The sequence below is a fragment of the Paenarthrobacter sp. TAF1 genome (assembly GCF_052113825.1).
GTDB lineage: Bacteria > Actinomycetota > Actinomycetes > Actinomycetales > Micrococcaceae > Arthrobacter > Arthrobacter nicotinovorans.
Window position 1 is genome coordinate 1 of record NZ_JBFRDO010000006.1, and the last position, 24440, is coordinate 24440.

Here is a 24440-nt window from a genome sequence, read left to right on the forward strand (position 1 = left end):
TACCCGACCACCCTGGTGGCGGACATCGATAACGACAACCCGCTGGTGGCTGAAGAACAGTTCGGACCCGCGCTGCCGATCATCAAGTACAGCACCGTTGACGAGGCCGTCGCCAAGGCGAACGCGCTCGACGTCGGACTGGGCGCCTCMGTCTGGTCMTCSGACYTGGRYGCSGCCCGGGAAGTCGCCTCACGGATCCAGGCCGGCACYGTRTGGATCAACAAGCACGGCGCCGTAGACCCMCGCATCCCGTTCGGTGGTGCSAAGCAGTCCGGCTACGGYCTGGARTTCGGCGYCGARGGCCTCAAAGCYCTCGGCGTTCCCCAGGTCATCAACGGCTAAATGAACACCCGGACGGCACGGCGGGCCGCACACCCGCCGTGCCGCTCACTCGGCAAAGGGAGATTCCCGCCGTAAGAGCCATTGCAGTCACAGCAGTCCAGTCCACCAGGAAGCGAGGAACCCCATGAAACAGAGCAAGCATGCAGTTGAAGTGAAGGATTGGTCTGTTCTGAAGGCCGGTGAAATGGTGGCCATCGCGGACGATCCCTATGTCCAGGACCCGCTGCGCGTGGAGGAAACAGCTCCGGAGCTGGGTGTGCTCTGGGTGCGGAGGCAGTCCAGTGGAGACCGGCAAATTCTGAACGCCGGCGATTTCAAGATCTGGCGCTTGACCTGACAGGTGGTGTCGACGCGGAAATAGGTCCAGTGTGTCCGTCGCGGGTAGGGCTCTGATGGATGGTGTCAGGCGTTGGGGACCGGCTCGCGGACGTTGCTGCCCAGGGATGCCCAGAGGTATCGGATCGCTTTCTCAACTCCCGAGGGATCCACCCCGGCAAGATGCTGGAGGACCAGCCCATCCAGGGCCGCGAAGACTGCCTCCCGCAGTACCGGCCCCTGTATCGACTCCGATCCGGCGCAGCCCGTCCGAAGGTGCGGAGACGTAGCTGGAGTAAAGCTTCCGTACGGACACGCCAAGCTCGGGTCTGCGACGTGCCTCAAGGATCATCTCGTACTGAAAAATTTGCAGATCCGAGTTCTCGGCTATCAACGCCAGGATGCTCTGGCAGAACTCTTCTTCCGTTCCCGGGAGTGCTTACAGCTGCGACATACCGATGGATTGCTGGACCGACCATTGCAAGGCAGCCTGTATGAACGCATCGCACGTGCCGAAATGATGGGCAACAAGAGAGTTGTTGACACCAGCCTGGTCGGCGACCGCCCGGAAAGTCGCACCCCTGAGACGTTTGCGCGCGACAACGAACATGGTTGCAGCCAACAGGGCTTCCCGCCATTTGCGGCAGTACCGATTTACGGCGGAAGCGCCCCGGAGGTGGACTCAGCCTCCGGGGCTCTTTTCGGGTTCAGAGATGTTGTCCTGATTATGAAGGGCCCCGGGAGGCTTGAATGATGCCTCGGGCCGCTTCCAACCCGCTCTCGATAGCGCCGTCTATGAAGCCGCCCCATCCATTCGCGTAGTCAGCCCCGGCGATCCGGAGACTGCCTTGGAGCTGCTGAAGGGCGGGAAGGGATTCGGTGAGGAAGCCGGTCCGGTGCATGGGCCACGTCTCTCCGGCCAGGGGGTCGTTGGTCCAGTCATGGCTGGCAACGTCCAGGACTTCCAAGCCGGGAATGAGCAGGTCGATGGCTGCTTGAACTTCATCGCGTGACGTGGCATCCAATCGGGAGGCTTCCGGACCGAAAGCCACAAGGATGGTGTTCCCGTCGTGATGGTATTCGGTCTGGACGAAGTTCAGCGGCCAGCTGGCCGAGCCAAGGGAAACGAACGGTGTAACCTCACTTTTGACGGTGATCCATGCCTTGACCCCCTGCGATATTTGGCCAACGTTGATCGCCTGCTGGCCCGCTGCGGGAAGAACGGGGTTGAAAGCGACCGTCCCCAAGCTTCCCAATGGGATGGTGCAGACGACATTGCCAGCGCGGAATTTCTTGCCGTCGGTAGTGCGAACCGTAGCGCCGCCAGGGCCGTGCTCGATCGCAGTGACGGTGTTTCCAAAGCGCACCTCAGTACCTGCGGCGATGTGGTCGATCAGGGTCTTGGTTCCGCCGACGATCTTGTAGGTGGCGCACGCTTCGAAAGTCACCATCCAGTCACCGTTGGTCAGCGCGACCCAGCGCAAGGCCTGGGTTAGCGCGGCGTCGTCAAGGGGACCGTTGAAGTTTAGGGTCCAAAAGGACTCGAGAACATCTTGCTCTTGATCGCTGAGGTTGAGTTGGGCGATCTTCTTGGGGAGCGGGATGTCGTCGATGGCTGAGATCGCGGGATTGGTGAAGGGGGCGAATGGTTGCGGGAAATACTCGCGGGAGCTCTCAGTAAGCTTGCGGTTGGGTCCATCGAGGAGTGCCAGCAGTTCTTCGGGATTTCCTTGGTATCGTTTGCCGGCTGCGTACCAGTAGGCGGTCCCGGGGACGGGGCTTTGGACCGTGCCGATGCCATAACGCTTCATTTCGGCCCAGACGTACGGTTGGGTCCAGTGGACCCAGGTGCCGCCGATTTCCAGGTCGACGCCCATGCGCCGATCCAGCCAGGTCCGGCCGCCAATCCGGTCGAGTGCTTCTAGGACCGTGACTGACAGCCCTGCCTGGCGGAGTTCCCGGGCGGCGGTCAGTCCGGCAAACCCGGCGCCAATAATGACGACGTCGGAGTGTTGGGTTTGGGAGTTGGTGTTGGACACGGTGGAGCCCTGTTCTCTGTGTGCTCAGGAGTAAACGAAGAACTCGGTGGTGTCTTCGAGAACAGTCCACCTGGTCTGGGCACCCTTGTTAAAGGATGCGRCCGAGCCGGGGCGCAGGTCGAAGCTTTCGCCACCTTCGACTTCGATGCGCAGGTGTCCTTCGATGATGTGGATGGTCTCGTCGGCGTGGATCAGCAGATCGAAAGGCTCGGGTGCCTCCGTGGTGGTCACCTGCCAGAATCCGGCCGAGAGAGCGGGCCGGTTGCCGTCACCCGGGCGACGGACCCACTGAACCTGGCCAAGCTCAAAGGGTTCGAACTTCGTCGCATCGTAGGCGTCGTGAACGGTGAATCCGGTTGCTGGGGTAGAAGTCATGGTTTCCTCCTTGAAATGAACTAAGCATCCGCTTAGTTGTGTGGCTTATCACAGCTAAGCAGATGCATAGTTTTCATGTCAATAGCCCAACAGCAACCGTTAGAATCTGGTTCATGATTGCTACGAAGCACACCGGGTACGGCACAGGCCGCGACGCACTATTGGCCGCGACCGTGCACGTGGTTGCCCGGAAAGGGCTTCGGGGTTTGACCTTTCGCGCGGTGGCCGAGCTGGCAGGGGTCAATAACACCTTGGTGGTGCACCACTTCGGAACAAGGGATGCTCTCATCGAAGCGGCGCTGGACTGGTCCGTCAGGCAGTCGATCGGTCTCTCCAAGCTGGGGGAACTTCCATCGACGGAAGACGAGTTTTGTGCAAGCATCATGGCCCTCATCGGCGCAGACCCGGACATGCAGATTTTTCAGTACGAGATGATTCTTGAGGCCCGGAGGCGACCTGAACTGGCCCAAGCGGTGGGACAGCTCTATGAGAGCTACGTCGAAGCACTTTCCGAGGGGTTAAGGAAGGCGGGGCTCGGTGACGACAAAGGAGCGGCGCAGGCTACTTTTGCTGCCTTGGACGGCCTAGTGCTGCAGTTGCTCGCCGGTGGCAACCCAGCCGGCGTGGAGGCTGCCATCCGGTACCTCTGGAATTCGCTCGGAGGACAGGTGGCAGCAGCTGCGGGCGAGTCCGGATAGTCCCTTCTCAGGGCTGCATGGTGGCTTTGCTTGTCAATGCCGCCGTCGTCATGGCGCTGAATCCAAGGCTTCCGGGATCGACTGACACCATTCCGCCATCCACGGGTATGACTGCTGCATTGATGTAGGAGGCTTTATTCGAAAGCAGCCAGGAGATAACGTCGGCCACCTCGCTTGCTTGGGCGGGTCTGCGGGCAGGTACGAAAGACGTCGCTGTCCGGTAGGCCTCTTCCGGGCCTAATCCCAGGTCCGCCCCGTATTCCTGCATTTCCACGTCCGCCATCTCGGTCCGCGTCCAGCCCGGGCATACAGCGTTGGCGCGGAGGCCCCGAGGTCCGTAGTCCACGGCTATGGACTGCATGAGCATCGTCAGTCCGGCTTTGGATGCGCAGTACCCGGCTATTGCTTCCGTTGCCCTCAGCGCGGCGGCAGAGGCGACGCCCACGATAGCTCCCTGGGAAGCAAGGAGATGAGGCAGTGCTTCCCGGACCAGCCGGAAGGGGCCGGTGAGGTTTGTCCTCATCATGTCGTCCCAGTCATCATCTGCAAGTTCTCCCACGGATCCCGGGCGGACAATCCCCGCGTTCAGGACCAGACCGTTCACTGAGCCGAACCGTTCAAAAGTTGATTCGACCAGCTTTGTGACGTCGGGTTGGGAGTAGGTATCGGCTACTACCGGGACGGCCCCCGTTTGCTCGGCAATCAGCTGCAAAGGTTCGGGACGACGGCCGGAAATGACGACTTCCCATCCTTCGGCACGGAGCCGGGCGGCAGTAGCGCCGCCGATTCCCGAGCCTCCGCCGGTGATGATGGCTACTGGAGGACTGCTCATGGTGACTCCTTGCATTGCTGGGCGAAAGCTGAGGCAGAACAACGGGTGATACCCGCGCGTATAGGCGACCGGGTATCACCCGTTCTAAAGGGTTTAGCCGTTGATGACCTGGGGCACTCCCAAGGCCTTCAGGCCCTCGACGCCGAACTCGAGACCGTAGCCGGACTGCTTCGCTCCGCCGAAAGGAATCCGCGGGTCAACGGTGCCGTGCTTGTTGATCCACACCGTGCCTGCTTCGATTCGGGCCGCCACTTCGCGGGCTGCTTCGATGTCGCTGCTCCAGACTGAGGCGCCGAGCCCGACGTCGAGCCCGTTCGCCTTGGCGACGGCCTCGTCAACGGTGCTGTACTTGATGATCGGGAGCGCCGGACCGAACTGTTCTTCTGCGACCAGCGGGTTGTCGTTGTCGATGTCGGCCACCAAAGTCGTGGGGTAGAAGTAGCCGGGCTGGCTTGTATCGGGGTTGCCTCCCAGCAGGACCCGGGCGCCGGACTCCTTGGCGGCATTGACGAGGTTTGTCACGATGTCGTACTGGGACTTGTTCTGCAGGGGACCCAGGACGCTGTTTTCGTCCAGGCCGTTGCCCATAGGCATCGAGGCGGCGACCTTGGTCAGTTCCTCGCACACGGCATCGTAGATGTCCTCGTGAACGTACAGTCGCTTCAGGGCTGCGCAAGTCTGCCCGGTGTTAATGAACGCGCCCCAGAAGAGGTCTTCTGCGATGGCCTTGGGGTCAGCATCCGGGAGCACGATGCCCGCATCGTTTCCACCCAGTTCCAGCGTCAGCCTCTTGACGGTATCGGCGGACGATTTGATGATCGCCCGCCCGGCCGCGGTGGAGCCGGTGAACATGACCTTGCCAATGGCAGGGTGCTCTGTCAGCCGGCCACCCACTTCGCGCCCGCACGACACAGCTGAAAGTATGCCTTCGGGCAAAGCTTCATTGATGACGTTTACCAGCGCCAGAACGGACAGTGGAGTGTTCCCCGAGGGCTTGACCACCACGCTGTTTCCCATGCGCAAGGCCGGGGCGAACTGCCACACGGCGATCATCATGGGCCAATTCCACGGACCAATTGCCGCGACGACGCCGATGGGCTTGTAGCTCATCCGGGCAAAGGTCTGGCCGTCGTCGACCACGGTTTCCGGCTCGAGGGGGATGGTCGCCGCTGCGCGCAGCCATGCGGCGCAAGCGCCCACTTCGAAGCGTGCATTCGGCCCGTTGAGGGGCTTGCCCTGCTCCCGAGAAAGGATTTGCGCAAGTTCTTCAGCGGAGCGCTCGACAGCATCAGCGGCTTTGAGCAGGGCCTCAGACCGGCCTTCGTGCCCAAGGGCGGCCCAAGCCGGCTGCGCTGCGTGTGCTGCGGCGACAGTGCGCTCAAGGAAGTCGAGGTCATGAATGGGCGCTTCGCCGACTGTTTCGCCGGTGGCAGGGTCCAGGATGGTGCGGCTGGGTCCGTTGTGGGCGGTGATGTGATCGAGCCAGGATACTTTGGTCTTCATGTTTTCTCTCCTCGTTGAGGGATGGTTTGGTGATAATTACGGCTGACTTCAGCTGAACTCAAGGACCGGCTGGGCTGATCGCGCGAGGTACCCGTGGTCGGCCAAGAGGCTGGTTCCGTTGATCGGTGCACTGGCTGGGGAGGCCAGGAACAGGGCATGTGCTGCAACTTGCTGGGGATGCATGACGGGAAGGTTGGCGTCTACAAAGCCGTCCTGGCGGCCCAGGTCGGTGCGCGACATGGGGGTGTCGACGACGCTGGGGGACAGGCAGTTAACCCGTATCCCTGGGTGTTCGACCGAGAGGGCCTTGGTCAGCATCAGGAGCGCGCCCTTGGAAGTGGTGTATGGGACCATGCCTTCAAAGGCCACCATTGCTGAGTCTGAGGCCAGGAACACCATGGCTGCAGCGCCGCTCTGGCGCAGATGCGGAACCGTGTGCTTGGCAAGGAGGAAGTTGCCTCGAACATTGACCGCCATGACCTGGTCCCATTGTTCGACCGTGATGTTTTCTGTGCTGACGCCGACGGGCCCTGACACGCCGGCGCAGGCGATGACCACATCAATCCGGCCGAAACGGTCCAGTGTTTCCTTTACGCACTGGCGGACGTCCGGTTCGATGCTGAGATCGGCCTGGGTGAAGACGACATCGTGACCATCTCTGCTGAGGCTGTCTGCCAACTCGACGCCCCGCGGGTTGCGGTCGGCGATCGCCACATTGGCGCCTTCGGCCAGGGCTGCTTCCACGCAGGCCAAGCCAATGCCTGAAGCGCCGCCTGTCACGAGGACTACAAGGTCGCTCAAGTGCAAGTCCATTGGTTCTCCCTGGTGTCCTCAGCGGCGGATGTCATTTGTTCTTCCGTTTCGGGGAATTCGATTACGTCAGGTAGCGCGGGGGTCCGCTTGCCGGCGGACCCCCGAGTTTCCTTTATTCCTTGTGGAAGTCTTCCGGGTATTCTGTGGTGTTCAGGACGCTGAGCCTGGAGTTGAATGGGAGGATGACGGGTTCGTTTGCGGGGTCGTCCCAACCGAACATGCGGCCAATGGAGCGATTCTCGCGCAGATCGACCAGAAGCACGGCCTCGACACACATGACCTTTTCGGTCCAGAAGAAGATGAAGAGGTCTACAGCGACCTCCCAGGTCATGCAGCGGTCGGTGTCTGCAAGGCCGGCCTCACCACCGCGAATGCAGTTCCACGTGAACGTGCCGGGGTTGAGGTAGATGTGTTCGTACGTTTCGACGTCGCTGTAGCGGTAGAAGATCCGCTTGCCCACCAGGGCCGAGGAGCGTTCGTGACGCAGTGATGATCCCTTCGAGTTCCCTTGATTGAATTCCGTGGTGCTTCGCGTTCGTCCCTCGGGGACTACGAAGTAGGACAAGCCGGAGGTGACAGCTCCGGTGTTGTGGTCCCAGATGATGGTGACGTTTTCAGCCTCGAGAGCATCGCCGCGGACGAAGTCGATAATGAAGATTCCGCTGCGGGCTTCGATGGCCTTGTAAGTGGCCGTTCCACTGGTTTCGTCGCCTTCACGGGTCTCCGTCCACGTGACGGTGGCTGCGTCGTCAAAACGGTAGGTCGCACTTGCTTCATCATCCGAGGGGATACTCAGTGTGGTGCCGGCGAGAGCGGGGGAGGCAGGCAGGGTCTGGTCTCCGAAGCCTTCAAGCATGGCCGAGACGGGAGGCCACTGGTCTTCGGGGATGTAGTCCTGGATGTCTGTTGAGGTCATGTGTAGTTCCTTATTGTGAATTTTCATTGGTACGGACAGTTGGTATGCGCGCGCGTTGTCAGCCGATGACAGCGGCGAAGTTGATGGACGGTTTTTGTGTTCCGCGGGCAAGTCCGGCAATGAAGAAGACGGGGATACCCAGAAGCAGCCAGCGGGCCACCCCGCCTGCTCCTCCGAGGAGGGCGTCGTAGTTGTCCAAGGTGAGGTAGCCGATGACGACAAAGGCCAGGAAGGACAGTGCGGGGGCGATGACCGTCACCCAGAGGTTGTCTCGCATCCGGTTCTTGGCGAAGAACACTATGATCGCAGCGGAGGTCACGAGGAGGATCGTGATGAATCCGGCAGTTCCTAGGGCAACGAACCACGAGAAGACAGTCGTGATGGGATCTGCTCCGGAGAGCAGGAAAGCGCTGATGATGACCAGGACCACGGCGCCATTAATGAAACCTGCGACATGGGGAGCCCCGGACTTGGAGACGGCGGACAGCTGCACTGGAAGGGCCCCGGCCCTTCCGAGCGAGAACAAGTAGCGGGAAAACATGTTCGACAACCCCAGCAGCATGGCCAGGAAGCTGGTGACCACCAGAACTTGCATGGTTACACTCAGCCAGTAGCCTGCGCTGGCGTCGGCAAGGTCGAAAATCATGCCGGCAGGATTCTCCGTGGCGACAGTCTGGATGTTGTCGATACCGATAGCGCCGCTGATGGTCCATGTTGAGATGGCGTAGAAAACGCCCACAAAGGCGATGACGAAGTAGGCAGCCCGGGGTATGGTGCGTCGGGGATCCTTGGCTTCTTCGGCAAAARCGACGGTGGCCTCAAAGCTCGTAAAGCAAGCAAACGCAAAGAGCAGGGAGATGCCCAAGCCCGGGCCGAACACGGCGGATCCGGTGAATCCTTCGAAAGTGAAGACGCTGAAACCTTTTTGCGCGATCAGGGAGATCACCAGTGCCGCTACAGCGAACGTCTCGCCGAGGATCAGTACTCCGAGGACTTTGAGGCTGGCATCGACGCCCCGCATCGTCAAACCGGTGACAACAGCAAGGAGGATGGCAATCCAAAGGTAGACCGGAACGCTGAGGCCGGTCAGCCCTTCGACGAGCAACTGCGCAAAGGCGCCAAACTGTGACCACAGGCCCACCTGCAAGCTGAGATAAGTGAGAATGGCAATACCTGCGCCACCGGTGGCCCACTTGTTCCCGAGGCCCTTGGCCATGTAGGCAACGAAGCCGCCGGCGTTGGTGATGTGTTGGCTCATGCGCAGGTAGCCCACCGAGAACAGGGCAACCAGCAGCGCTGCAATCACATAAATGATGGGAGTTCCGGCACCGCTGGCAGAAAACAGCACTGGGCTGGCCCCCACCACGGCGGCCATGGGGGCGGCCGCTGCGATGGCAAAAAAGGCGATGGCCAGGACACCGAGCTTGTTCGCCCGCAAGCGCACCGGAGCGGCGGAGTCTCCGCGCTCTTCCAACCCGATGGTGGTGGAGGATTCGACTGAATCTTGGTTCATGCGTTGGCTCTTTCAGGAGTGCAGAGGCGTGATGCTACTGCGAAAGGGTTTGGGAAGCCCTGCATAACTGCGCGACTGTGCGCTGACGTGTCAGGGAAGTGCTGGAGCTTTTGACGTCAAGTGAAGTGACCGAAGCCACAAACAAAACTCTACGTCTGTTTAGTTCTGGCTGTCAATGCCTCACGGGTAAGCGCCGGCTGGGGCTAGACTCGAAGCATGACGCAACCTCAAACCTCTTCACGCTTGCCATACGGTGACGGGCGCGACGCACTCTTGTCGGCAGTGCTCGCCGTCGTGGGGGAGAGGGGCCTCAAGGGTGTCACGTATCGCGCGGTCGCGGCGAAGGCGGGGGTGAACCACACGTTGGTCACTCATCACTTCGGGTCTCTGGAGGGCCTCCTGGCCGCAACCATGGAATGGGCTGTGCAGCGGTCCATCGAGGAGACGGGCCTGGAGCACCTGGTCGACTTCGGCGAGGGCTTCGCGGATGCACTCATTGCTACCGTGGCTGCCGAACCCGAGCTGCAGCTGTTCCAGTTTGAAATGTTGCTCGAATCGCGAAGAAACCCCGAGGTTCGAGCACTCGTGGAGCGGCTGTATGCAAACTATGTGCGAACCGTTGAGGCTGCTCTTCGGGAGCGTGGCCTGACGCCTGACGATGGTTTCTCGCTGGCCATATTTGCCGCGCTCGACGGACTGATGTTGCAGTTCCTGACCATCAGTGACCCGGTCAGGATCCGGGCTGCCGTGGTTGAAGTGGGGCGCCTGCTCGAACTTGTTGAGGCTTCCAAGGGTCGCGATGCCGGCCGCCCCTCCTTCAATTCCGCGCACGGTAGCGCTGGCGCCGCTGTGCTGTTCATGGAGTAGTGTCCGTGGCGTATGGGGCCGGACGTGACGCCTTGGTGCGCGCGGCCATAGAAATCGTGGCCGAAAAAGGCATTCAGGGACTCACCCACCGGTCGGTCGCGGCCCGCGCTGGCGTGAATCATGGGCTGGTGGCGCTTCATTTCGGGTCGCTGGACGGCCTTGTTGCAGCAGCCACGGAGTCAGCCGTGGAGCGCGCGATCACCGAAACCGGCCTCGCGAGGGCCGAGGGATTCGATGGAAGTTTCGCCGATCAGTTGCTGGCGTCCCTGGTTTCGGATCCCGAGATTGAGATGTTCCAAGCCCGGATGGTGCTGGAAGCACGCGGGAGACCCGAGATAAGAGCGCTGATTGAACGCCTCTACGAGAACTACATCTCAACTATCGAGCGTGGCCTGCGCGGGCGGGGAATCCATGGAAACGAAGGCTCCCCGAAGGAATTGGCCCGCCTGGTGTTCGCGTCCCTGAACGGGCTGGTTCTTCAGTTCCTCGCTGTCGGAAGCGAGGCACCCATCCGGGAGGCCATTGTTGAACTCGGGCGATTGCTCGACGCTGTGTCGCCAACCCGCAATCGCCCCGAGGCCCCCGCCGCGCGCCACAGACCGTAGCCCGCTTTGGCGCGGGGCGCGATAAATCCGCGGCCATGTTGGTGCTGCGTTGTCGACGCCGACGGCGGTAAACGCCGATCTCGCGGCAGTAGCGGGGTGTGCTCTCCCCGGAAAGAAACTCTCCATTTGTTTAGTCAAAGTCTTGACGCTCGAAACTAGACAAACGTATATTTTTAGCAACGTGGTGGTCGTCACAGGTAGATGACCCACCTGCGCCATCAACCTCAATACCTCTCCCACAGCGCCCCCAAAGCATGACGCCGTTCTCATCAGTCATGCGCTGAAAGGCGTCGTTTCACTCATCAATCCCTCCTGACTCTGAGGACTCCCATGAAATTCTCTGCATTCGCACGAGCCGCCGTCCTCGTCACGGCTTCCGCGGCGCTCCTCACAGGCTGTGCCAGCGCCGAAGGTGCTGGAAGCTCGGACGGCTCCACGCGCAAAGGTGCCGTGGCCATGAGTTTCCCTACCCATGACGTAAACATCTGGAAGCAGCAGATCGATCTGATGCAACCCATTGTGGAAAAGGCCGGCTACGAACTGCTGGCAGACAACCCTAACTGGGCCATCCAAACACAGGTCAACGACTGGACCAGCTGGATCCAACGCGGCGACGTGAAGGCCATCATGGGCTTCCCGGTGCAAGCGGACTCCATGGTTGCTGTCACCGCCCATGCCAAATCGGCCAACATTCCGGTCATCGGATACGCAGGTTCATGGGAAGGCACTTCCGGCCAGCTCATTCTTGACGTCAAAGGCGCAGGCGCTGAAGTTGGCCAAGCGGCCGGGGACTGGATCAAATCGAAGTACGCCAACCAAGCAGTCGAGGTAGGACTGCTGGCGGATACGCGCGCCGACCTCGGTCGCCTACAGGCAGAAGGAATCACCGAAGGACTCAAGGCCAGTGGTGCAAATGCGAGCATTTTCAACCTTGAAGCATCTTCCCGGGACGACGGCTACAAAGCCGCGCAGACCCAACTCGTAGCCCACCCGCAAACAAAGATCTGGCTCGGCATCGGTGCCGACATGATGCTCGGCGCCCGTCAGGCCGTCCTCGACAGCGGCGTCAGCGCCACTGACCCCGACCGCTATGTCTCCGCTACCGACGGGAACGATGAGGTCTTCAAGCTCATCCAGACGGGCAACGACATCTGGCGTGAAACCCACGTGTGGTCCCCGAAAGATCTGGCCGAAGCGGACGCCAAGCTTTTGATCTCAGCGGCCGACGGCAATCCTGCAGGCGACATCAATGTACCCACGCGGCACGTCACCAAGGACACCGCTGCAGACATGATGTCCAAGTGATCGACTCAACGATTGAGGTGAGCGTCATGACGCCGAATAGCGACGACGTCGCGAGTCGCGTGACATTCCAGAACCTGACAGTTGAGTTCGGCGCTACCAAGGCCGTGGATGATTTCACCCTGACCATGCGCCCAGGGGAAATTGTTGGACTCCTTGGGCACAACGGTGCTGGAAAATCGACCGTCCTGAACGTCGCTACCGGCGCCGTCAAACCCAGCGGGGGTTACTTCGCCATTGATGGAGTGGAAGTGCCCAAGGGTAGCTCTCCGCGGGAGTTCGCGGAACTTGGGGTAACAGTGGTGCACCAGGAACCGGCACTGGCCAGGAACCTCAGCGTTTTCGACAACCTGGAACTGGGTCGCAGCCGACGCGGCGGGCTCGAGGTGCGGCGCAAGGCGGCCCGTGAAGTGTTGGCAAAGGTCGGGGCGAAGATTGCGCTGGACCACCCCGTTGCCACCCTGTCCCTCGGGCAAAGGCAACTCGTAGACCTTGCCCGGGGAGTACTCGAGGGTGAGATCAAAGCCCTGCTTCTGGATGAACCCACAGCTGCTCTCGGGGCGCAGGAAACGGCAGCCTTGCACCAACTCATCAGGGAATTTGCAGCCACCGGAACCTCCGTCATCTACGTCTCCCATAGATTGCCGGACATCCTCGATGTCTGTAACCGGATCGTCGTGATGAGCGGTGGTCGGCTGATCGCTGACCGTCCCGCGGCCGGCATCACCGCCCGCGACCTAGCCCAGGCACTGGCCCCCGGAGTCTCCAAACCAGAACTGACCAACTCAGCTACGCGAGGGGTCGCCGTCGAATTCCCGTTCGGTAATGGCAAGATCAGTGGTTTCGCCGGGGAAGTGGTAGGCCTCTTTGGAATGGCCGCCGGAGAGCAATTTTCGCTGCTCGAAAGCCTCTACGGAGTGGGCCGGTCAATGGATGCGGTCCTGCTGGATGGCCACCCCTACAAGCCAACAAAACCAGCAAACGCGCTTCGGGGAGGTATCCACTATGTCCCCGCCGACCGGGAAAAAGATGGCTTGCTTCCCACCGTATCGGCCAGCATGAACGTCTTGCTTCCGTGGCTTTCCAACCTGGGCGGAGGTTGGTGGACCAGCCGTGCAGGAACGCAGCTCTATGCCAATTCCCGAAAGCAACTCAACGTCCATGGCCCCACCGGAGAGGAACCAATCGCGGAGTTCAGCGGCGGAAACCGGCAAAAGCACTTGCTTGCGCGGTGGATGTTCCCCAAGAGGCCCCGGCTCTTGCTTCTGGCACAACCCATGCAAGGGGTCGACTTCGGAGCCAAAGTCGATATTGTCCGTTCCCTTCGTCGCCTCGCCGCTGAGGGAACCACAGTCCTTGTGGCCTCGGCCGAGTCCGACGAGATCGCCAGCATGTGTGATCGAAGCTACGTCCTCTACCAAGGCCGGATCCGTGAGCTCACTGGGGAAGACCTTACTGACGAGAACCTGCTGGACAGCCTCCTCACGCTCGCAGCAGACAGCGCCCAAAGCCGGACCGCAATTCCCCTTCATGATTCTGATAGAAAGCAACTCCAATGAGCATTGAAAAGATCAAGATTGTTCTTGCCCAAAACGGCGTGTTTGGCGCATTGCTCGTTATGGCCCTCATCTTCGCCGCACTCAACCCCAGATTCCTCTCGTTCAACAATGGGTCAACCATCCTGCTGCAGATTGCCGAGCTGGGGATCATCGCCCTCCCTGTGGCATTTGTAGTCATGATGGGATGCGCCGACCTCTCTGTAGGCGCCATAGCGTCCTGTTCAGCTGTCATAGCAGGCTACGCATTGCTCGCAAGCGGCAACGTCGTTCTCGGGATGCTGGCGGGCCTGGCATTCGGAATCTTCGCCGGGGCCGTCAATGGCTTCCTGGTGGCTTATCTGGGCCTCAATACATTCGTCGTGACGCTCGGCTTTTTGAGCGTTTGGAACGGACTGGCTTTCCTTCTCAGCGGCGGCAAAACACTGACTGGCCTGCCTAAGGACTTCACCAGACTCGGCACATTCTCCATCGGCTTCATACCGCTGCAAATCGCCATCCTCATCGTCGCCGTCRCAGCCGCTTGGTACATCCTCAACCGAACGGCGAAGGGCAAGCAGATCCTGGCCGTCGGCGGGAACAACCGCGCCGCCCATCTGATGGGCGTCCGCGTCGAGGCCACCAAGTTCTGGGTTTTCGTTGTCACGGGTGCGCTTTCGGCGGTGGCAGGGATGATGCTTTCGGCGAAACTGGCGGCTGTCAGCCCGGCAGCGGGCAATGGTATGGAACTGACCGCACTGACCGTCGTCCTCCTGGGCGGCATTGCCTTCGAAGGTGGCACCGGCCGTATCAGTGGAGTCGTGGCCGGTCTGTTGTTCGTGGGCGTACTGCGCAATGGGCTCGTCATCCTGGGTGTTTCCGCCTACCTCCAAACGGTTCTGGTTGGCCTGACGCTGGTTGTGGCAGTGGCACTGGACAAGTCCATCCAGCGAATCATCCGCTCCGCCTGGCAGGCCCGAGCCAGGAAATTCATCGAGCAGGACCCGGCCGGTCCGAAGCGCCCTGAACTCTTGTCCTTGAACAAGTAGACCTGGTACCAAGATCCCTTCAACAACAGGGCCGTCCGCCATCACCAGTACGGCGGGCAGACCTACAGGAGCAGACATGTCGACCATTTACCTCAATGGCGAGATTTACACAGGGAACACCGCTCAGCCGTGGGCCGAGGCGATATGGGTTTCCGACGGACGCATCAGGGCGGTGGGCACCGCGCGGGATCTCCAGGACCTTTCCGGCGGCGCCGAACAGGTGGACCTCCAAGGGCGCATGGTCATGCCCGGCATCCACGATGCGCACCTCCACCTTTTGTTCAGTGGCCTCAAATTCACATACGAAGCACGGCTTTCGCCCGGCGCCGACGCTGAACAAATCATCGAAGACCTCCGGAACTGCCAATGCTCAGGACCCACGGACAGGCACGGAAACCAGTGGATCATCGGCGGCGAGTTCATGCCCGCCAACTTCACCCACGGCGTCGACAATCACCACCTCAGTGAAGCTTTCCCCGAAACCCCGGTGTTCCTCTACGACTACTCAATCCACCACGGCCTCGCCAACGCCAGGGCGCTGGAACTGGCCGGATTGGAATCGGGACAGCCCCCGGAAACGCCCGGAGGAAGATTTCTTAGAGATTCGACGACGGGCCAGCTCACCGGCGAACTGGTGGAACAAGCCACCTGGCCGGTGCAAAGCGCCATCCCGGACTACACCGAGGATGTCTACCTTGATGCCGTGAACTGGGCTGTGCAGCAATGCAATCAATATGGCATTACCTCCGTTCAGGAAGCATCCGCCTCACCTCAGGCCCTGGCAGCATTCAAAACCCTTGACTCCCGTAAGCARSTCAAGGTCCGGGTAGCCGCGCACCTGGTGTGGCGGGAGGAAGGTTTCGGTATGGCAACGGCCGCTGAGCTTGAAGCCTTGATCGCAGACCGACACGCCTGGGCAAGCCCCCACGTCGATACTTCGTTCATCAAAATCTGGTTGGACGGAGCCCCACTGCCGCCGCACTGCACGCAATCAGATCTGCTGGAGGACGAGATCGACGAGTCGAAGATCCTGGTCCCGCAGAGCGAACTTATCGAAGCACTGGCGAAGTTCGACTCTGATGGTCTTCAAGTCAAGATCCACTGCGCTGGTGAAGGAGCCATACGGGCAGCCCTGAACGCCATCGAACAGGTGCGGAAAAGGAACGGCGCCGGAGGCCCAAGTCACGAGCTGGCACACGCCGGGTTCATCAGCGAAGCAGACTATCCCAGGCTCGCCGAACTGGATGTCATCGCCGAAATGTCTCCGGCGCTGTGGCACATCCCGGAATTCGGCCTCCAGGACGGATTCCGGTTCAAGTCCGTCCTGTCCCACCACGCGAAACTCACTGTGGGTTCCGACTGGATCGTCTTGCCGAGCCCAAATTTGTTCCCGGGCCTCCAAGGAATGCTCGAACACGGCCCGCACTCCGTTGATCTGGCCACGGCCTTGGAAGCAGTGACCGTTGCCGGAGCACGAGCGGTCGGCAAGGAAGACATCCAAGGAACGCTGGAGCCGGGAAAATCGGCGGACTTCATCGTCTTGGACAGGAATCTCTTCAAAATCCCCATTTCGGATATCGGGACAACCCGCGTCGAGATGACCGTCTTCGAAGGCGACGTCGTCTACCGCTCCGAACCCACCATTAACGACCACCTTGGCGCCGCAGCAGGGCCTAGCCCGGCGGCATCCCCAGAACAGGAATACCGAGCCACATGAACCACGACAAACATTCAAAGCCCGTTGCCATCGTCACCGGCGGCGGAACAGGAATCGGTGCCGCCACCGCGGCGCAGTTACGCGACGCCGGCTGGGAGGTCGCCATCAGCGGCCGGCGACCCCAGTTGCTTGGGGAGACAGCCGCAGCGACCGGCGCGTTCCCCATTGCCCTGGACATGACTGACGAAACGGGAACAGATGAACTCGTCAGCATTGTCATGGAAAAATTCGGCAGGATCGACGGGCTGGTCCTTAATGCTGCGGTGGCCCATGCCGGGCGTTTCATGGACACCACTGACTCGCGCTGGAGGGAGATGCTCGAGACAAATCTCGTAGGCGCCGCGCGCCTGACCAGGGCAGTCCTCCCACATTTCGGTCCAGGGGGAGGCTCCATTGTCGGAGTCGCGTCCCTTGCGGCTCTCCGGGCAAGTTCATTCATGAGCGGGTACGCAGCCTCGAAAGCCGGCCTTGGGCTGATGCTGCAGTCCGTAGCTGTTGAGTTCGGCCATCAGGGCATCCGCGCCAACTTGGTGTGTCCTGGACTCATCAAAACCCAGATGTCGGCAACTGCCTTGATGATGGTCGCCGAACAGCGGGACATCAGCTTGGAGGCAGCCTACGACGCTGCCACTCAACACGTTCCGGCACGAAGGCCCGGCGACCCTTCGGAAGTCGCCTCAGTCATATCCTTCCTTCTTTCTCAGGGCGCGTCTTATCTCACCGGCGCAATCATCCCCATCGACGGCGGCGCCTCGGCCGTGGACGTCGCGGCATTGCTGTACGAAAACGACCACTGACAGGCCGGAGCCTCTGGCTCGATGTGGACACTGATACGGGAACAGCTGCGGCTAAGTCGTTCTGCCGCTCCTTTCGAAGCGCGCCTTGGCGTTCCGCCTGGAGATTGCGGCCTCAAACACTCGGAATGGTGCGTCACGGATGGCCGGCTTCATCCCTTCCACTTCAGGGTGCCATTGAACACCTACAGTTGAGCCGTCTGCGTTCTCGAACGCCTCCACAAGGCCATCCTCTGCAGTAGCAGAAGCTTTGAGTCCAGTCCCTAAACGATGGATTCCCTGGTGGTGTCCGGAGGCGATACTGAAACGGCCGGAATTGGATGCATTGGCCAGATGTGTACCTTCCACGACATGGACGTCGTGCCACACGAAGTCCATATCCTCTTCTTCGAGAGGGACGCGACAATGCTCAACGGAAGTGGGAGGAAGGTCTTCAAACAATGTTCCGCCGAATACGACGTTGATAACCTGGGCGCCTCGGCAAATGCCCAGGATCGGAATGTCGGCCCTAAATGCCTGTTCCGTCAGCATAAAGTCGAGCTCGTCCTGAGCAGGATTGATGTCATAAAGGACGTCAATAGCAGATCCTCCGTACCGGGCAGGGTCTATGTCTCCTCCACCAGGAAGGACAAGCCCGGAATAGGGAGCGAGTTCGGACCCGGGATCGGTGAGGACAACCGGTTCGAAGCCCCTGAGCCTGATCAGGTCGACCACTTCCTCAGAAAGTCTGTTCGCCCCGGCAATGCGAGGGTCACCCCCGGAACCTTCAGAGAGCCGTGCTGGAACAGCTATCGTGCCGCGACTGAGATTCAATGATTGCTCCTAAACGATTTTGGGGTCGTGGGCTGGCTGCAGCCAGTGAAGTATGGAAGACAGTCTGCACCAGCTGCGTGCTTATACTCGGTTCATGACAAATGGGCGGCCCGAAAGACCAGAAACAGGGGAGGCCACCCCGGAAGTGCAGGACATCCTGGGGCCTTTGGAGGGCGTGATCGCGGCGCAAGTTAAGCGTCACAGGCTCCAGGCAGAGATGTCCGCTGCAGAGCTCGCAAACCGGACAGGCTTGTCGAAGGCGATGATTTCCAAGATTGAGTCAGCGAGTACGTCGTCTTCGCTCACCACCTTGCAACGGCTGGCGCAGGGTTTGAATATCCCGGTTACCGCCCTGTTCCAGGGTGCGGACACTGAACGTGAAGCAACTCTGACACGAGCCGGGGAAGGCAGCGTCACCGTCAGGAGCGGCACCAGGCATGGCCACGAATACCGTTCCCTGGGTTCTTTGAAGAGGCGGGAGCGGGCCATCGAGCCAAGCCTGGTGACCCTGACCAGTGCCTCGGATGTGTTTCCGCAGTTCCAGCACCCCGGCACCGAGTTCATCCACATGTTGGAGGGTCGAATGGTTTATGGCCACGGTTCCTATGAGTATGAGCTCGGCCCGGGGGATTCGTTGGTGTTTGAAGGGGAGGGACCTCATGGGCCGCTGCGCCTGGTGGAAGTGCCCATCCGTTTCCTGGCCGTGACCGCCCCTTGACACTTCCGGCAGGAATTTGTTTCAGCGGCTGAGGGCGCCATACAGTCCCACCAACGCCATAGTCCCGGTTCCTCTCAGCAGGACCTTTTCGTTTCGTGAACCGAAAAGCGTATCGAGGCTGTGGAGTTTGTTTCCGCCTGCGAAGGCTTCACCCTCCAGCAGGACTGCGGCCTGATGCGGCAGCAGCACGTGTTCCTGCAGCGGAATAATCGAGACGCTGCCGCCGGCATGACCCCTCCGGCACATGAGATTCAGGTTTCTGACTGGCCCCTTGGGCAGTGCCGCCCTGGTGTGGATGCCGCCGTCGAACGCCAGCGGCTGGTAGGTGGCAGCCAGCCGGGATTTGCCGTTGATGGTGAGGTGAAGCGGTCCGCCGTCGACAACTGTCAGGATGCGCCCGACGCCGGGCAGCGGAGAGAAGTCTCCGGGCTGCCCGACGTCGGCTATGGAGAGTCGCCAATCCCAGCGGTCGCTTCCGGCGATGCTGACGGTGCCGTCGCTGGCGACGGCCCCGGAGGCAATGACCTTGACCGTGCCGCCGCCGTTGATCCAGCGGGATTCGGCGAGATCGCTGTAACTGACGATGTTCATCAGGACCTGGAGGGCGAGCCGAGCATCTCGGGTTCTTCATCGACGAGGTAGGCCTCTTCGGCGTGGGCTGCGAGGTCGATGCCGCGCAGTTCGTCCTCCGGCCGGATCCGCAGGCCGACAGTCATCTGGACGAGCTTCGCGACGAGCCAGGTAGCGACAAAGGAGTACACGAGCACGGCTCCGATGGCCAGCGCCTGTGTTCCGAGGAGCCCGAAACCCCCTCCATAAAGGAGTCCTGCGGTCTTGTTGGGTGCGGCTTCGGTCGCGAAGACGCCGATGAGAAGGGTGCCAATGATGCCGCCAACCAGGTGGACGCCGACCACGTCGAGGGAATCGTCGTAGCCCAGGCGGTACTTCCATTCGACGGCCAGCGAGCATACGACGCCGGCGATGGCTCCGATGGCGATGGCGCCCAGAGGGCTGACTGCGCCGCAGGCGGGGGTGATGGCGACAAGCCCCGCGACGAGTCCGGAGGCTGCGCCGATGCTGCTTGCGCGGCCGCGGCGGAGGCGTTCGACGGCGATCCAGCCCAACAGCGCAGCGGCAGCTGCCACTGAGGTGGTGAGGAAGACGACCGCGGCGGTGTTGCCGGCCGCGAGTGCTGAACCTGCATTGAATCCGTACCAGCCGACCCAGAGCAGCCCGGCACCGACAAGCACCAGCGGGCGGCTGTGCGGGCGGACGTGTTCGCTCTTCGGCCATCCGGCGCTGCGGCCAAGGACCAGGGAGAGGGCCAGGGCAGCTACGCCGGCGTTGACGTGTACGGCCGTTCCGCCAGCGAAATCGATGGCCTTGAGGTCGTTGAGGATCCAACCTCCCGTGATGCTGCCGTCCGCGGAGTCAAGCGCGAAGACCCAGTGGGCGACCGGYAGGTAGACAACGGTCGCCCAGAGGCCGGAAAACAGCATCCAGGCGCCGAATTTCATGCGGCCAGCTGCGGCTCCGGCGATGATTGCGGTGGTGATGCCGGCGAAGAAGAGTTGGAACGCTGCGAAGATTGCCGGCGGCAGGCTGGCGTTGGGGTCCTCGGTCAGCGGCTGTTCCAAACCGAGGAACTGAGTGACATCGCCGATCAGTCCGAGGCCGCCGACGGAGCTGCCGAAGACTGCGGAGTAGCCAAACGCTGCCCAGAGGACGGCGACGATGCTGACGCCGCCGAAGCACATCATCATCATGTTCAGGATGCGGCGGGAGCCCACCATGCCTCCATAGAAGAGGGCCAGGGCGGGGATCATCAAGCAAACCAAGGCCGAGCTGACCAGCAGCCAGGCGACGTTTCCCGAATCCATGGGAAACCCCTTTCATGCAGCAAATTGTTGGGTGCGGTTGATTGGTGCGCGTGGGGGGCAGGTGACCTCTGCCCCCCACGCAGGTTTGGGGCGCTTAGGCGAGGGCGGGGGTGTCCCACAGGTTCAGCACGGTGCCGATGTTCTTCTCCTCGGCCGTGCGGTACAGGTCGGTGGCCCAGGCGACGTCTTCGATGGGCATGCCACCGACGGAGTAGAGGATGATTTCCTCGTCGTCGCGGCGGGCCGGGAGCTTGCCGGTGGCGATGTCGGCGATCTCTTCAATCTTCGAGGCGGGGAGCTTGCCTTCTTCCAGCAGGCCGAACCAGTGCGAGCCGGGGATGCCGAGGATCTGGTAGGCGGTGGGGCCGTACTCTTCGAGCCAGGCTCGGTAGAGTCCTTCGGCGTCGATGACCAGGCGGGCGTCGCCCTGCAGGAAGTCGTCGTCGAAGCGAGCCGCTGCGGGCAGGAGCAGCAGGGCGCCGGGCTTGATGGCGTGCTTGGGGAAGTAGGGGAACGCTTCGCTGCCGGCGGCGTCGGTGGATGTGGTGGCCATGACGACGTCGGCCTCGGCGATGGCGTCTTCGATCGTCTCGGCTGCGGCGACCTTGGTCAGCTGCGGGAAGGTGGATTGTGCCCAGTCAACGAAGGCTTGAGTACTGCCGGTGCTGCGGCCCTTGACGTAGAGGGTGTCGATGGAGGGGCGCAGGGCCAAGGTGGTGGACAAGACCGAGCGGGCAATGACGCCAGGACCGACGACGGCGGCGACCTTCGCGTCGGTTTTCGCCAGGTGCTTGACGCCGACACCGGGGACGGCGCCGGTGCGGTAGGCGCTGAGGAGGTTGGCGCTCATGATCGACAACGGGGCGCCGGTGTCGCGGTCGTTCAGGACAAACACGTGGATCGAGCGGGGGAGGCCCTTGGTCCGGTTTTCGGTGTTGGAGCCATACCACTTCACACCGGACGTGCCGAAACGTCCGCCAAGGTAGGCCGGCATGGCCATGAAACGGCGGTCCGGGCCGTCCTTCGGCATGCCCTCGAACTCCGGTGCTGCCGGAAAGGTAATCATGGCGCCGTGGGAATTGCCGTTCTCGCCGGCCATCCGGTAATCGCCTCGACGCAGCAGGACGAGGGCCTCTTCCATGACATCGGTGCAACGCACGAGGTCACCGACACCGGCTTCGATCATGTCCGGTTCGCTGAGGTAACGGAAGTTAATTTGAGTAGACATGCGGGATTCCTAAATTCTTGTTGGGAAACGGTGGTAACTGCTAGTAAACGCTGATTCCGTTACGCATTCATCAAGCGAATGTTTCCGGCGTGTAACTTCTCGGTCGGCCTGTGGGACGTTAGACGAGAAGAGCTTGTAGGGCTTCGGCCAGGGCCTGGGCTCCGGTTTCGGCGTCTTCGTCCACGACGTGCTCTTCGGGGGAGTGGGAGACGCCGCTGGGGTTCCGGACGAAGATCATGGCCGTGGGGACATGGGGGGAGAGCACTCCTGCATCATGTCCAGCGCCGGTGTCCAATATGGGCGCCTCGGGGAGGGCCTTTTGGAGTTCCTTTTGCAGGGCGGGGTCGAAGTGGACCGTGGGGCTAAGCGATTCTTCGTGCAGGTCCACGGTGCAGCCTTCTTCCGCAGCTATCAGTTGCGCTTGGGTGTGGATGCTTTCCACCACAGCCGCAGTGACGGCGTCGTCCGGGTGGCGGACGTCGAGCCAGAAGTCCACGCGGGAGGCGATGACGTTGGTTCCGCCGGGGACGGGTTGGAGCCTGCCGACGGTGGCGCGGGCGTGTGGTTGTTCGCGGGCGGTGTCGCGGATGGCGACGACGGTGCGGGAGGCGGCGACCATGGGGTCGTGGCGGTCGGCCATCAGCGTGGTTCCGGCATGGTTGCCTTGGCCGTTGATGCTCAGGCGCCAGCGGCCGTGGCCGAGGATGGAGGAGGCGATGGCGATGGGCTGGCTCAGGTCGATCAGGCCTCGGCCTTGTTCGACGTGCAGCTCAACGAACGCACCGATCTGGCTCAGGAGTAGCTCGTCGCGGCCAATGAAGCGGGGGTCGAGGCCGTTGGCTTTGGCGGTGTCGGCGAAGGTGTTGCCGTCGGGGTCGCGGAGGTTCCGGGCTTTGTCCGGGTCGATGGCGCCGGTCATGAGGCGGGAGCCGAGGCAGGCGACGCCGAAGCGGGAGCCTTCTTCTTCCGGGAAAACGACGACGCCGAGTGGCCGGGTGGTTTTGGTTCCGCGTGCTTTGAGGATGTCGACGGCCACCAGTGCAGAGACCACGCCGAGGGGTCCATCGAAGGGGCCGCCGCCGGGGACGGAGTCGAGGTGGCTGCCGGTGACCAGGGCGTTGCTGCGATCTTTGGTGGGGGTATCCCACCAGGCCCAGATGGCTCCGTTGCGGTCGGTTTCCACGGCAAGGCCGCGCCGGGCGGCTTCTTGGATGAACCATTCGCGCAAGTCGAGTTCAGCGGTTGAATAGACGGGGCGGGTATAGCCGCCACGTACTTTGTCAGTGCCGAGGTTGGCGATGTCGGAGAGCAGCCCGGTGACCGTTGCTGCCGTCGTGATTGTCTGGTTGGTGAGGCTCTTCATTAGTGTGCTCCCGCCTTTGCGACCTGGGCGGCGATGCGGAACTGGTCCGGGACGGTCCCGGTACCGGTGGCCAGGTCCGCTGCGAACTGGCCGATAAGAGGTGCGAATTTGGCGCCGTGACCGGAGCAGGGGGAGAGGATGGTGATGCCATCCGCCCGGTCGATGATGAAATCTTCAGTCGGAGTGTTGGTGAACAGGCAGGTGGTCTCGGCGTACGGTTCGGGCACCAGGCCTGGGAGGTATTTTTCGACGTAGTTGATGACACGACGGCGGTTCTCGGCGCTGATCAATCCGTCCTGTTCTGCGGCCGATGGCAGAATTTTTCCGCCGTTATATTCGGCGACCTTCTGGCCCCGGAATCCTGCATCACGACCACCTGGCAGGCCGTAGGCCTGCCAGCCTTCTCGCTTGTGAATGAACGTGGGCCAGGTGGCCGGGTCGGTGCCGTCGACGTAGGGGAAGTGGTAGGCCTGTTCTTGCCGGACTTCGAATTCCGGGAAGTGCTCGAGGAACGAAGCCGGCAGGGACAACGACCCCAACAGCTTGGGGAGCCAACCGCCTGCCGCGACGACGACGTTTGCTGCCTGGATCGAGCGTCCATCTATGGATGTGAGAGTGTAGGAGCCCGCAGATTCGGTGATGCAGGCAACTTCCCAGTTGGTGTGCACTGCAGCCCCGTGGGCCACAGCCTGGTTCACCATGGTGGCGACCGACTCGTGCGCGTCGATCACGCCGGCGCTTGGGTGCCACAGCACGTCGGTGTCGAAGGAGATCTGGCCCCAGCGGTCCTGGGCTTCCTTGGCCGTCAGCAGTTCGTGGTCAATCCCACGTGTCTCGAGTACGGCCGCGAGCCGCTCCGGCCGGCGCACGGAACCGTAGTCCACCGCGCCGTGAGGTGTGATCAGTTGCTTGCCGGACAGGCGGGCGAGTTCGTCCCAACCGGCCGCGGCCACCTGGACCAGCGAAGTGTAGAACTCGTCCGGGTATGCATAACGGAAGATCCGGGCCGAGCCGTGGGAACTGCCAGCGTCATTGGCCGGGGTGGCCCTCTCCAGCAGGGCCACCTCGTGTCCTCGGGCAGCCAGATGCCATGCGGCAGCTGAGCCGGAGAGCCCGGCTCCGACAACGACGTATTCGAACGATTCCATGGACGATACTCCTGTGATAGCGGGTGGTTGCTGAGTTTTTTGCTGCAATCAGTTACCCACCATTCAGGGCGGTGC

Annotated in this window: 25 protein-coding genes; 11 read left to right on the forward strand and 14 right to left on the reverse strand. The window is 61.6% G+C overall.

The features are described from left to right. Together AB4Y81_RS10595 and AB4Y81_RS10600 are read left to right on the forward strand one after the other, a co-directional pair. Window positions 1-342, forward strand: a 342-nt coding sequence (locus AB4Y81_RS10595) for an aldehyde dehydrogenase family protein (protein ID WP_441995799.1), incomplete at its 5' end; no start/stop codon positions are given. Between the two features lie 124 nt (window positions 343-466). Then, entirely contained in the window at window positions 467-679 is a 213-nt protein-coding gene (locus AB4Y81_RS10600; protein ID WP_434326654.1) for a hypothetical protein, read from the forward strand. A 132-nt stretch (window positions 680-811) separates the two neighbouring features. Here AB4Y81_RS10600 and AB4Y81_RS10605 read toward each other — a convergent pair whose 3' ends face one another. From AB4Y81_RS10605 to AB4Y81_RS10615, 3 genes are all read right to left on the reverse strand, one after another. Then, entirely contained in the window at window positions 812-1051 is a 240-nt protein-coding gene (locus AB4Y81_RS10605; protein WP_434326655.1) for a hypothetical protein, read from the reverse strand. Window positions 1052-1382: 331 nt separating this feature from the next. Next, window positions 1383-2696 carry a flavin monoamine oxidase family protein gene (locus AB4Y81_RS10610; RefSeq protein ID WP_434326656.1) on the reverse strand — a complete coding sequence of 438 codons (1314 nt, stop codon included), beginning with the start codon at window positions 2694-2696 and terminating at the stop codon, window positions 1383-1385. Between the two features lie 24 nt (window positions 2697-2720). Then, window positions 2721-3071, reverse strand: a complete 351-nt coding sequence (locus AB4Y81_RS10615) for a cupin domain-containing protein (RefSeq protein WP_441995800.1) — start codon at window positions 3069-3071, stop codon at window positions 2721-2723. A 113-nt stretch (window positions 3072-3184) separates the two neighbouring features. Between AB4Y81_RS10615 and AB4Y81_RS10620 the strand changes: the two genes are divergently transcribed. Next, window positions 3185-3769, forward strand: a complete 585-nt coding sequence (locus AB4Y81_RS10620; protein WP_434326658.1) for a TetR/AcrR family transcriptional regulator — start codon at window positions 3185-3187, stop codon at window positions 3767-3769. A 7-nt stretch (window positions 3770-3776) separates the two neighbouring features. Here the strand turns inward: AB4Y81_RS10620 and AB4Y81_RS10625 are convergent, their stop codons facing one another. The 5 genes from AB4Y81_RS10625 to AB4Y81_RS10645 all read right to left on the reverse strand — a co-directional run bounded on the left by AB4Y81_RS10625 (window position 3777) and on the right by AB4Y81_RS10645 (window position 9346). Next, on the reverse strand, window positions 3777-4601 hold the full coding sequence (locus AB4Y81_RS10625; RefSeq protein WP_434326659.1) for an SDR family NAD(P)-dependent oxidoreductase: 825 nt from the start codon (window positions 4599-4601) through the stop codon (window positions 3777-3779). A gap of 93 nt (window positions 4602-4694) precedes the next feature. Further along, window positions 4695-6104, reverse strand: a complete 1410-nt coding sequence (locus tag AB4Y81_RS10630; RefSeq protein WP_434326660.1) for an aldehyde dehydrogenase family protein — start codon at window positions 6102-6104, stop codon at window positions 4695-4697. A 48-nt stretch (window positions 6105-6152) separates the two neighbouring features. After that, the gene (locus AB4Y81_RS10635; RefSeq protein WP_434326661.1) at window positions 6153-6917 is read right to left on the reverse strand and encodes an SDR family NAD(P)-dependent oxidoreductase; all 765 of its coding nucleotides are present in this window, start codon (window positions 6915-6917) and stop codon (window positions 6153-6155) included. Between the two features lie 112 nt (window positions 6918-7029). Then, window positions 7030-7833, reverse strand: a complete 804-nt coding sequence (locus AB4Y81_RS10640; protein ID WP_434326662.1) for a MoaF C-terminal domain-containing protein — start codon at window positions 7831-7833, stop codon at window positions 7030-7032. Window positions 7834-7891: 58 nt separating this feature from the next. Next, window positions 7892-9346, reverse strand: coding sequence for an APC family permease (locus AB4Y81_RS10645; protein WP_441995801.1), 1455 nt, complete (start codon window positions 9344-9346; stop codon window positions 7892-7894). Between the two features lie 216 nt (window positions 9347-9562). On the opposite strand from AB4Y81_RS10645, the gene AB4Y81_RS10650 reads away from it, so the two are divergent. From AB4Y81_RS10650 to AB4Y81_RS10680, 7 genes are all read left to right on the forward strand, one after another. After that, window positions 9563-10213 (forward strand): TetR/AcrR family transcriptional regulator, encoded by a 651-nt coding sequence (locus AB4Y81_RS10650; RefSeq protein ID WP_434326664.1) that lies wholly within the window; start codon window positions 9563-9565, stop codon window positions 10211-10213. Window positions 10214-10218: 5 nt separating this feature from the next. Beyond that, complete coding sequence (locus AB4Y81_RS10655) at window positions 10219-10818, forward strand: TetR/AcrR family transcriptional regulator (protein ID WP_434326665.1); 600 nt, start codon at window positions 10219-10221, stop codon at window positions 10816-10818. Window positions 10819-11148: 330 nt separating this feature from the next. Then, complete coding sequence (locus tag AB4Y81_RS10660) at window positions 11149-12123, forward strand: sugar ABC transporter substrate-binding protein (RefSeq protein WP_434326666.1); 975 nt, start codon at window positions 11149-11151, stop codon at window positions 12121-12123. 26 nt (window positions 12124-12149) lie between these two features. Next, window positions 12150-13679, forward strand: coding sequence for an ATP-binding cassette domain-containing protein (locus AB4Y81_RS10665; protein WP_434326667.1), 1530 nt, complete (start codon window positions 12150-12152; stop codon window positions 13677-13679). Then, entirely contained in the window at window positions 13676-14704 is a 1029-nt protein-coding gene (locus AB4Y81_RS10670; RefSeq protein WP_441995802.1) for an ABC transporter permease, read from the forward strand. The genes AB4Y81_RS10665 and AB4Y81_RS10670 overlap by 4 nt, the downstream gene beginning before the upstream one ends. 76 nt (window positions 14705-14780) lie before the next feature. Beyond that, a complete protein-coding gene (locus tag AB4Y81_RS10675; protein WP_441995803.1) occupies window positions 14781-16421 on the forward strand; it encodes an amidohydrolase in 1641 nt (546 codons plus the stop codon). Beyond that, the gene (locus AB4Y81_RS10680; RefSeq protein ID WP_434326670.1) at window positions 16418-17218 is read left to right on the forward strand and encodes an SDR family NAD(P)-dependent oxidoreductase; all 801 of its coding nucleotides are present in this window, start codon (window positions 16418-16420) and stop codon (window positions 17216-17218) included. Before AB4Y81_RS10675 ends, AB4Y81_RS10680 begins: the two co-directional genes overlap by 4 nt. 51 nt (window positions 17219-17269) lie before the next feature. Here AB4Y81_RS10680 and AB4Y81_RS10685 read toward each other — a convergent pair whose 3' ends face one another. Next, window positions 17270-17929, reverse strand: coding sequence for a gamma-glutamyl-gamma-aminobutyrate hydrolase family protein (locus tag AB4Y81_RS10685; RefSeq protein ID WP_441995804.1), 660 nt, complete (start codon window positions 17927-17929; stop codon window positions 17270-17272). 193 nt (window positions 17930-18122) lie between these two features. On the opposite strand from AB4Y81_RS10685, the gene AB4Y81_RS10690 reads away from it, so the two are divergent. Further along, window positions 18123-18746 (forward strand): helix-turn-helix domain-containing protein, encoded by a 624-nt coding sequence (locus AB4Y81_RS10690; protein WP_434326672.1) that lies wholly within the window; start codon window positions 18123-18125, stop codon window positions 18744-18746. Between the two features lie 21 nt (window positions 18747-18767). On the opposite strand, the gene AB4Y81_RS10695 is transcribed toward AB4Y81_RS10690, so the two are convergent. From AB4Y81_RS10695 to AB4Y81_RS10715, 5 genes are all read right to left on the reverse strand, one after another. Beyond that, window positions 18768-19337, reverse strand: a complete 570-nt coding sequence (locus AB4Y81_RS10695; protein ID WP_434326673.1) for a HutD/Ves family protein — start codon at window positions 19335-19337, stop codon at window positions 18768-18770. Continuing rightward, entirely contained in the window at window positions 19337-20626 is a 1290-nt protein-coding gene (locus AB4Y81_RS10700) for an ammonium transporter (protein ID WP_441995805.1), read from the reverse strand. Before AB4Y81_RS10700 ends, AB4Y81_RS10695 begins: the two co-directional genes overlap by 1 nt. A gap of 94 nt (window positions 20627-20720) precedes the next feature. Then, window positions 20721-21854, reverse strand: a complete 1134-nt coding sequence (locus tag AB4Y81_RS10705; protein WP_434326675.1) for a tyramine oxidase subunit B — start codon at window positions 21852-21854, stop codon at window positions 20721-20723. Between the two features lie 118 nt (window positions 21855-21972). Then, window positions 21973-23217, reverse strand: a complete 1245-nt coding sequence (locus tag AB4Y81_RS10710; protein WP_434326676.1) for an allantoate amidohydrolase — start codon at window positions 23215-23217, stop codon at window positions 21973-21975. Beyond that, a complete protein-coding gene (locus AB4Y81_RS10715; protein WP_441995806.1) occupies window positions 23217-24365 on the reverse strand; it encodes an FAD-dependent oxidoreductase in 1149 nt (382 codons plus the stop codon). The genes AB4Y81_RS10710 and AB4Y81_RS10715 overlap by 1 nt, the downstream gene beginning before the upstream one ends. Window positions 24366-24440 lie beyond the last annotated feature (75 nt).

Bases quoted from the DNA above. Each gene is read 5' to 3' on its own strand.
- AB4Y81_RS10625 (WP_434326659.1), bottom strand. From the start codon at position 4,601: ATGAGCAGTCCTCCAGTAGCCATCATCACCGGCGGAGGCTCGGGAATC.
- AB4Y81_RS10640 (WP_434326662.1), bottom strand. From the start codon at position 7,833: ATGACCTCAACAGACATCCAGGACTACATCCCCGAAGACCAGTGGCCT.
- AB4Y81_RS10620 (WP_434326658.1), top strand. From the start codon at position 3,185: ATGATTGCTACGAAGCACACCGGGTACGGCACAGGCCGCGACGCACTA.
- AB4Y81_RS10695 (WP_434326673.1), bottom strand. From the start codon at position 19,337: ATGAACATCGTCAGTTACAGCGATCTCGCCGAATCCCGCTGGATCAAC.
- AB4Y81_RS10600 (WP_434326654.1), top strand. From the start codon at position 467: ATGAAACAGAGCAAGCATGCAGTTGAAGTGAAGGATTGGTCTGTTCTG.
- AB4Y81_RS10710 (WP_434326676.1), bottom strand. From the start codon at position 23,217: ATGAAGAGCCTCACCAACCAGACAATCACGACGGCAGCAACGGTCACC.
- AB4Y81_RS10715 (WP_441995806.1), bottom strand. From the start codon at position 24,365: ATGGAATCGTTCGAATACGTCGTTGTCGGAGCCGGGCTCTCCGGCTCA.
- AB4Y81_RS10705 (WP_434326675.1), bottom strand. From the start codon at position 21,854: ATGTCTACTCAAATTAACTTCCGTTACCTCAGCGAACCGGACATGATC.
- AB4Y81_RS10665 (WP_434326667.1), top strand. From the start codon at position 12,150: ATGACGCCGAATAGCGACGACGTCGCGAGTCGCGTGACATTCCAGAAC.
- AB4Y81_RS10660 (WP_434326666.1), top strand. From the start codon at position 11,149: ATGAAATTCTCTGCATTCGCACGAGCCGCCGTCCTCGTCACGGCTTCC.
- AB4Y81_RS10650 (WP_434326664.1), top strand. From the start codon at position 9,563: ATGACGCAACCTCAAACCTCTTCACGCTTGCCATACGGTGACGGGCGC.
- AB4Y81_RS10680 (WP_434326670.1), top strand. From the start codon at position 16,418: ATGAACCACGACAAACATTCAAAGCCCGTTGCCATCGTCACCGGCGGC.
- AB4Y81_RS10635 (WP_434326661.1), bottom strand. From the start codon at position 6,917: ATGGACTTGCACTTGAGCGACCTTGTAGTCCTCGTGACAGGCGGCGCT.
- AB4Y81_RS10630 (WP_434326660.1), bottom strand. From the start codon at position 6,104: ATGAAGACCAAAGTATCCTGGCTCGATCACATCACCGCCCACAACGGA.
- AB4Y81_RS10690 (WP_434326672.1), top strand. From the start codon at position 18,123: ATGACAAATGGGCGGCCCGAAAGACCAGAAACAGGGGAGGCCACCCCG.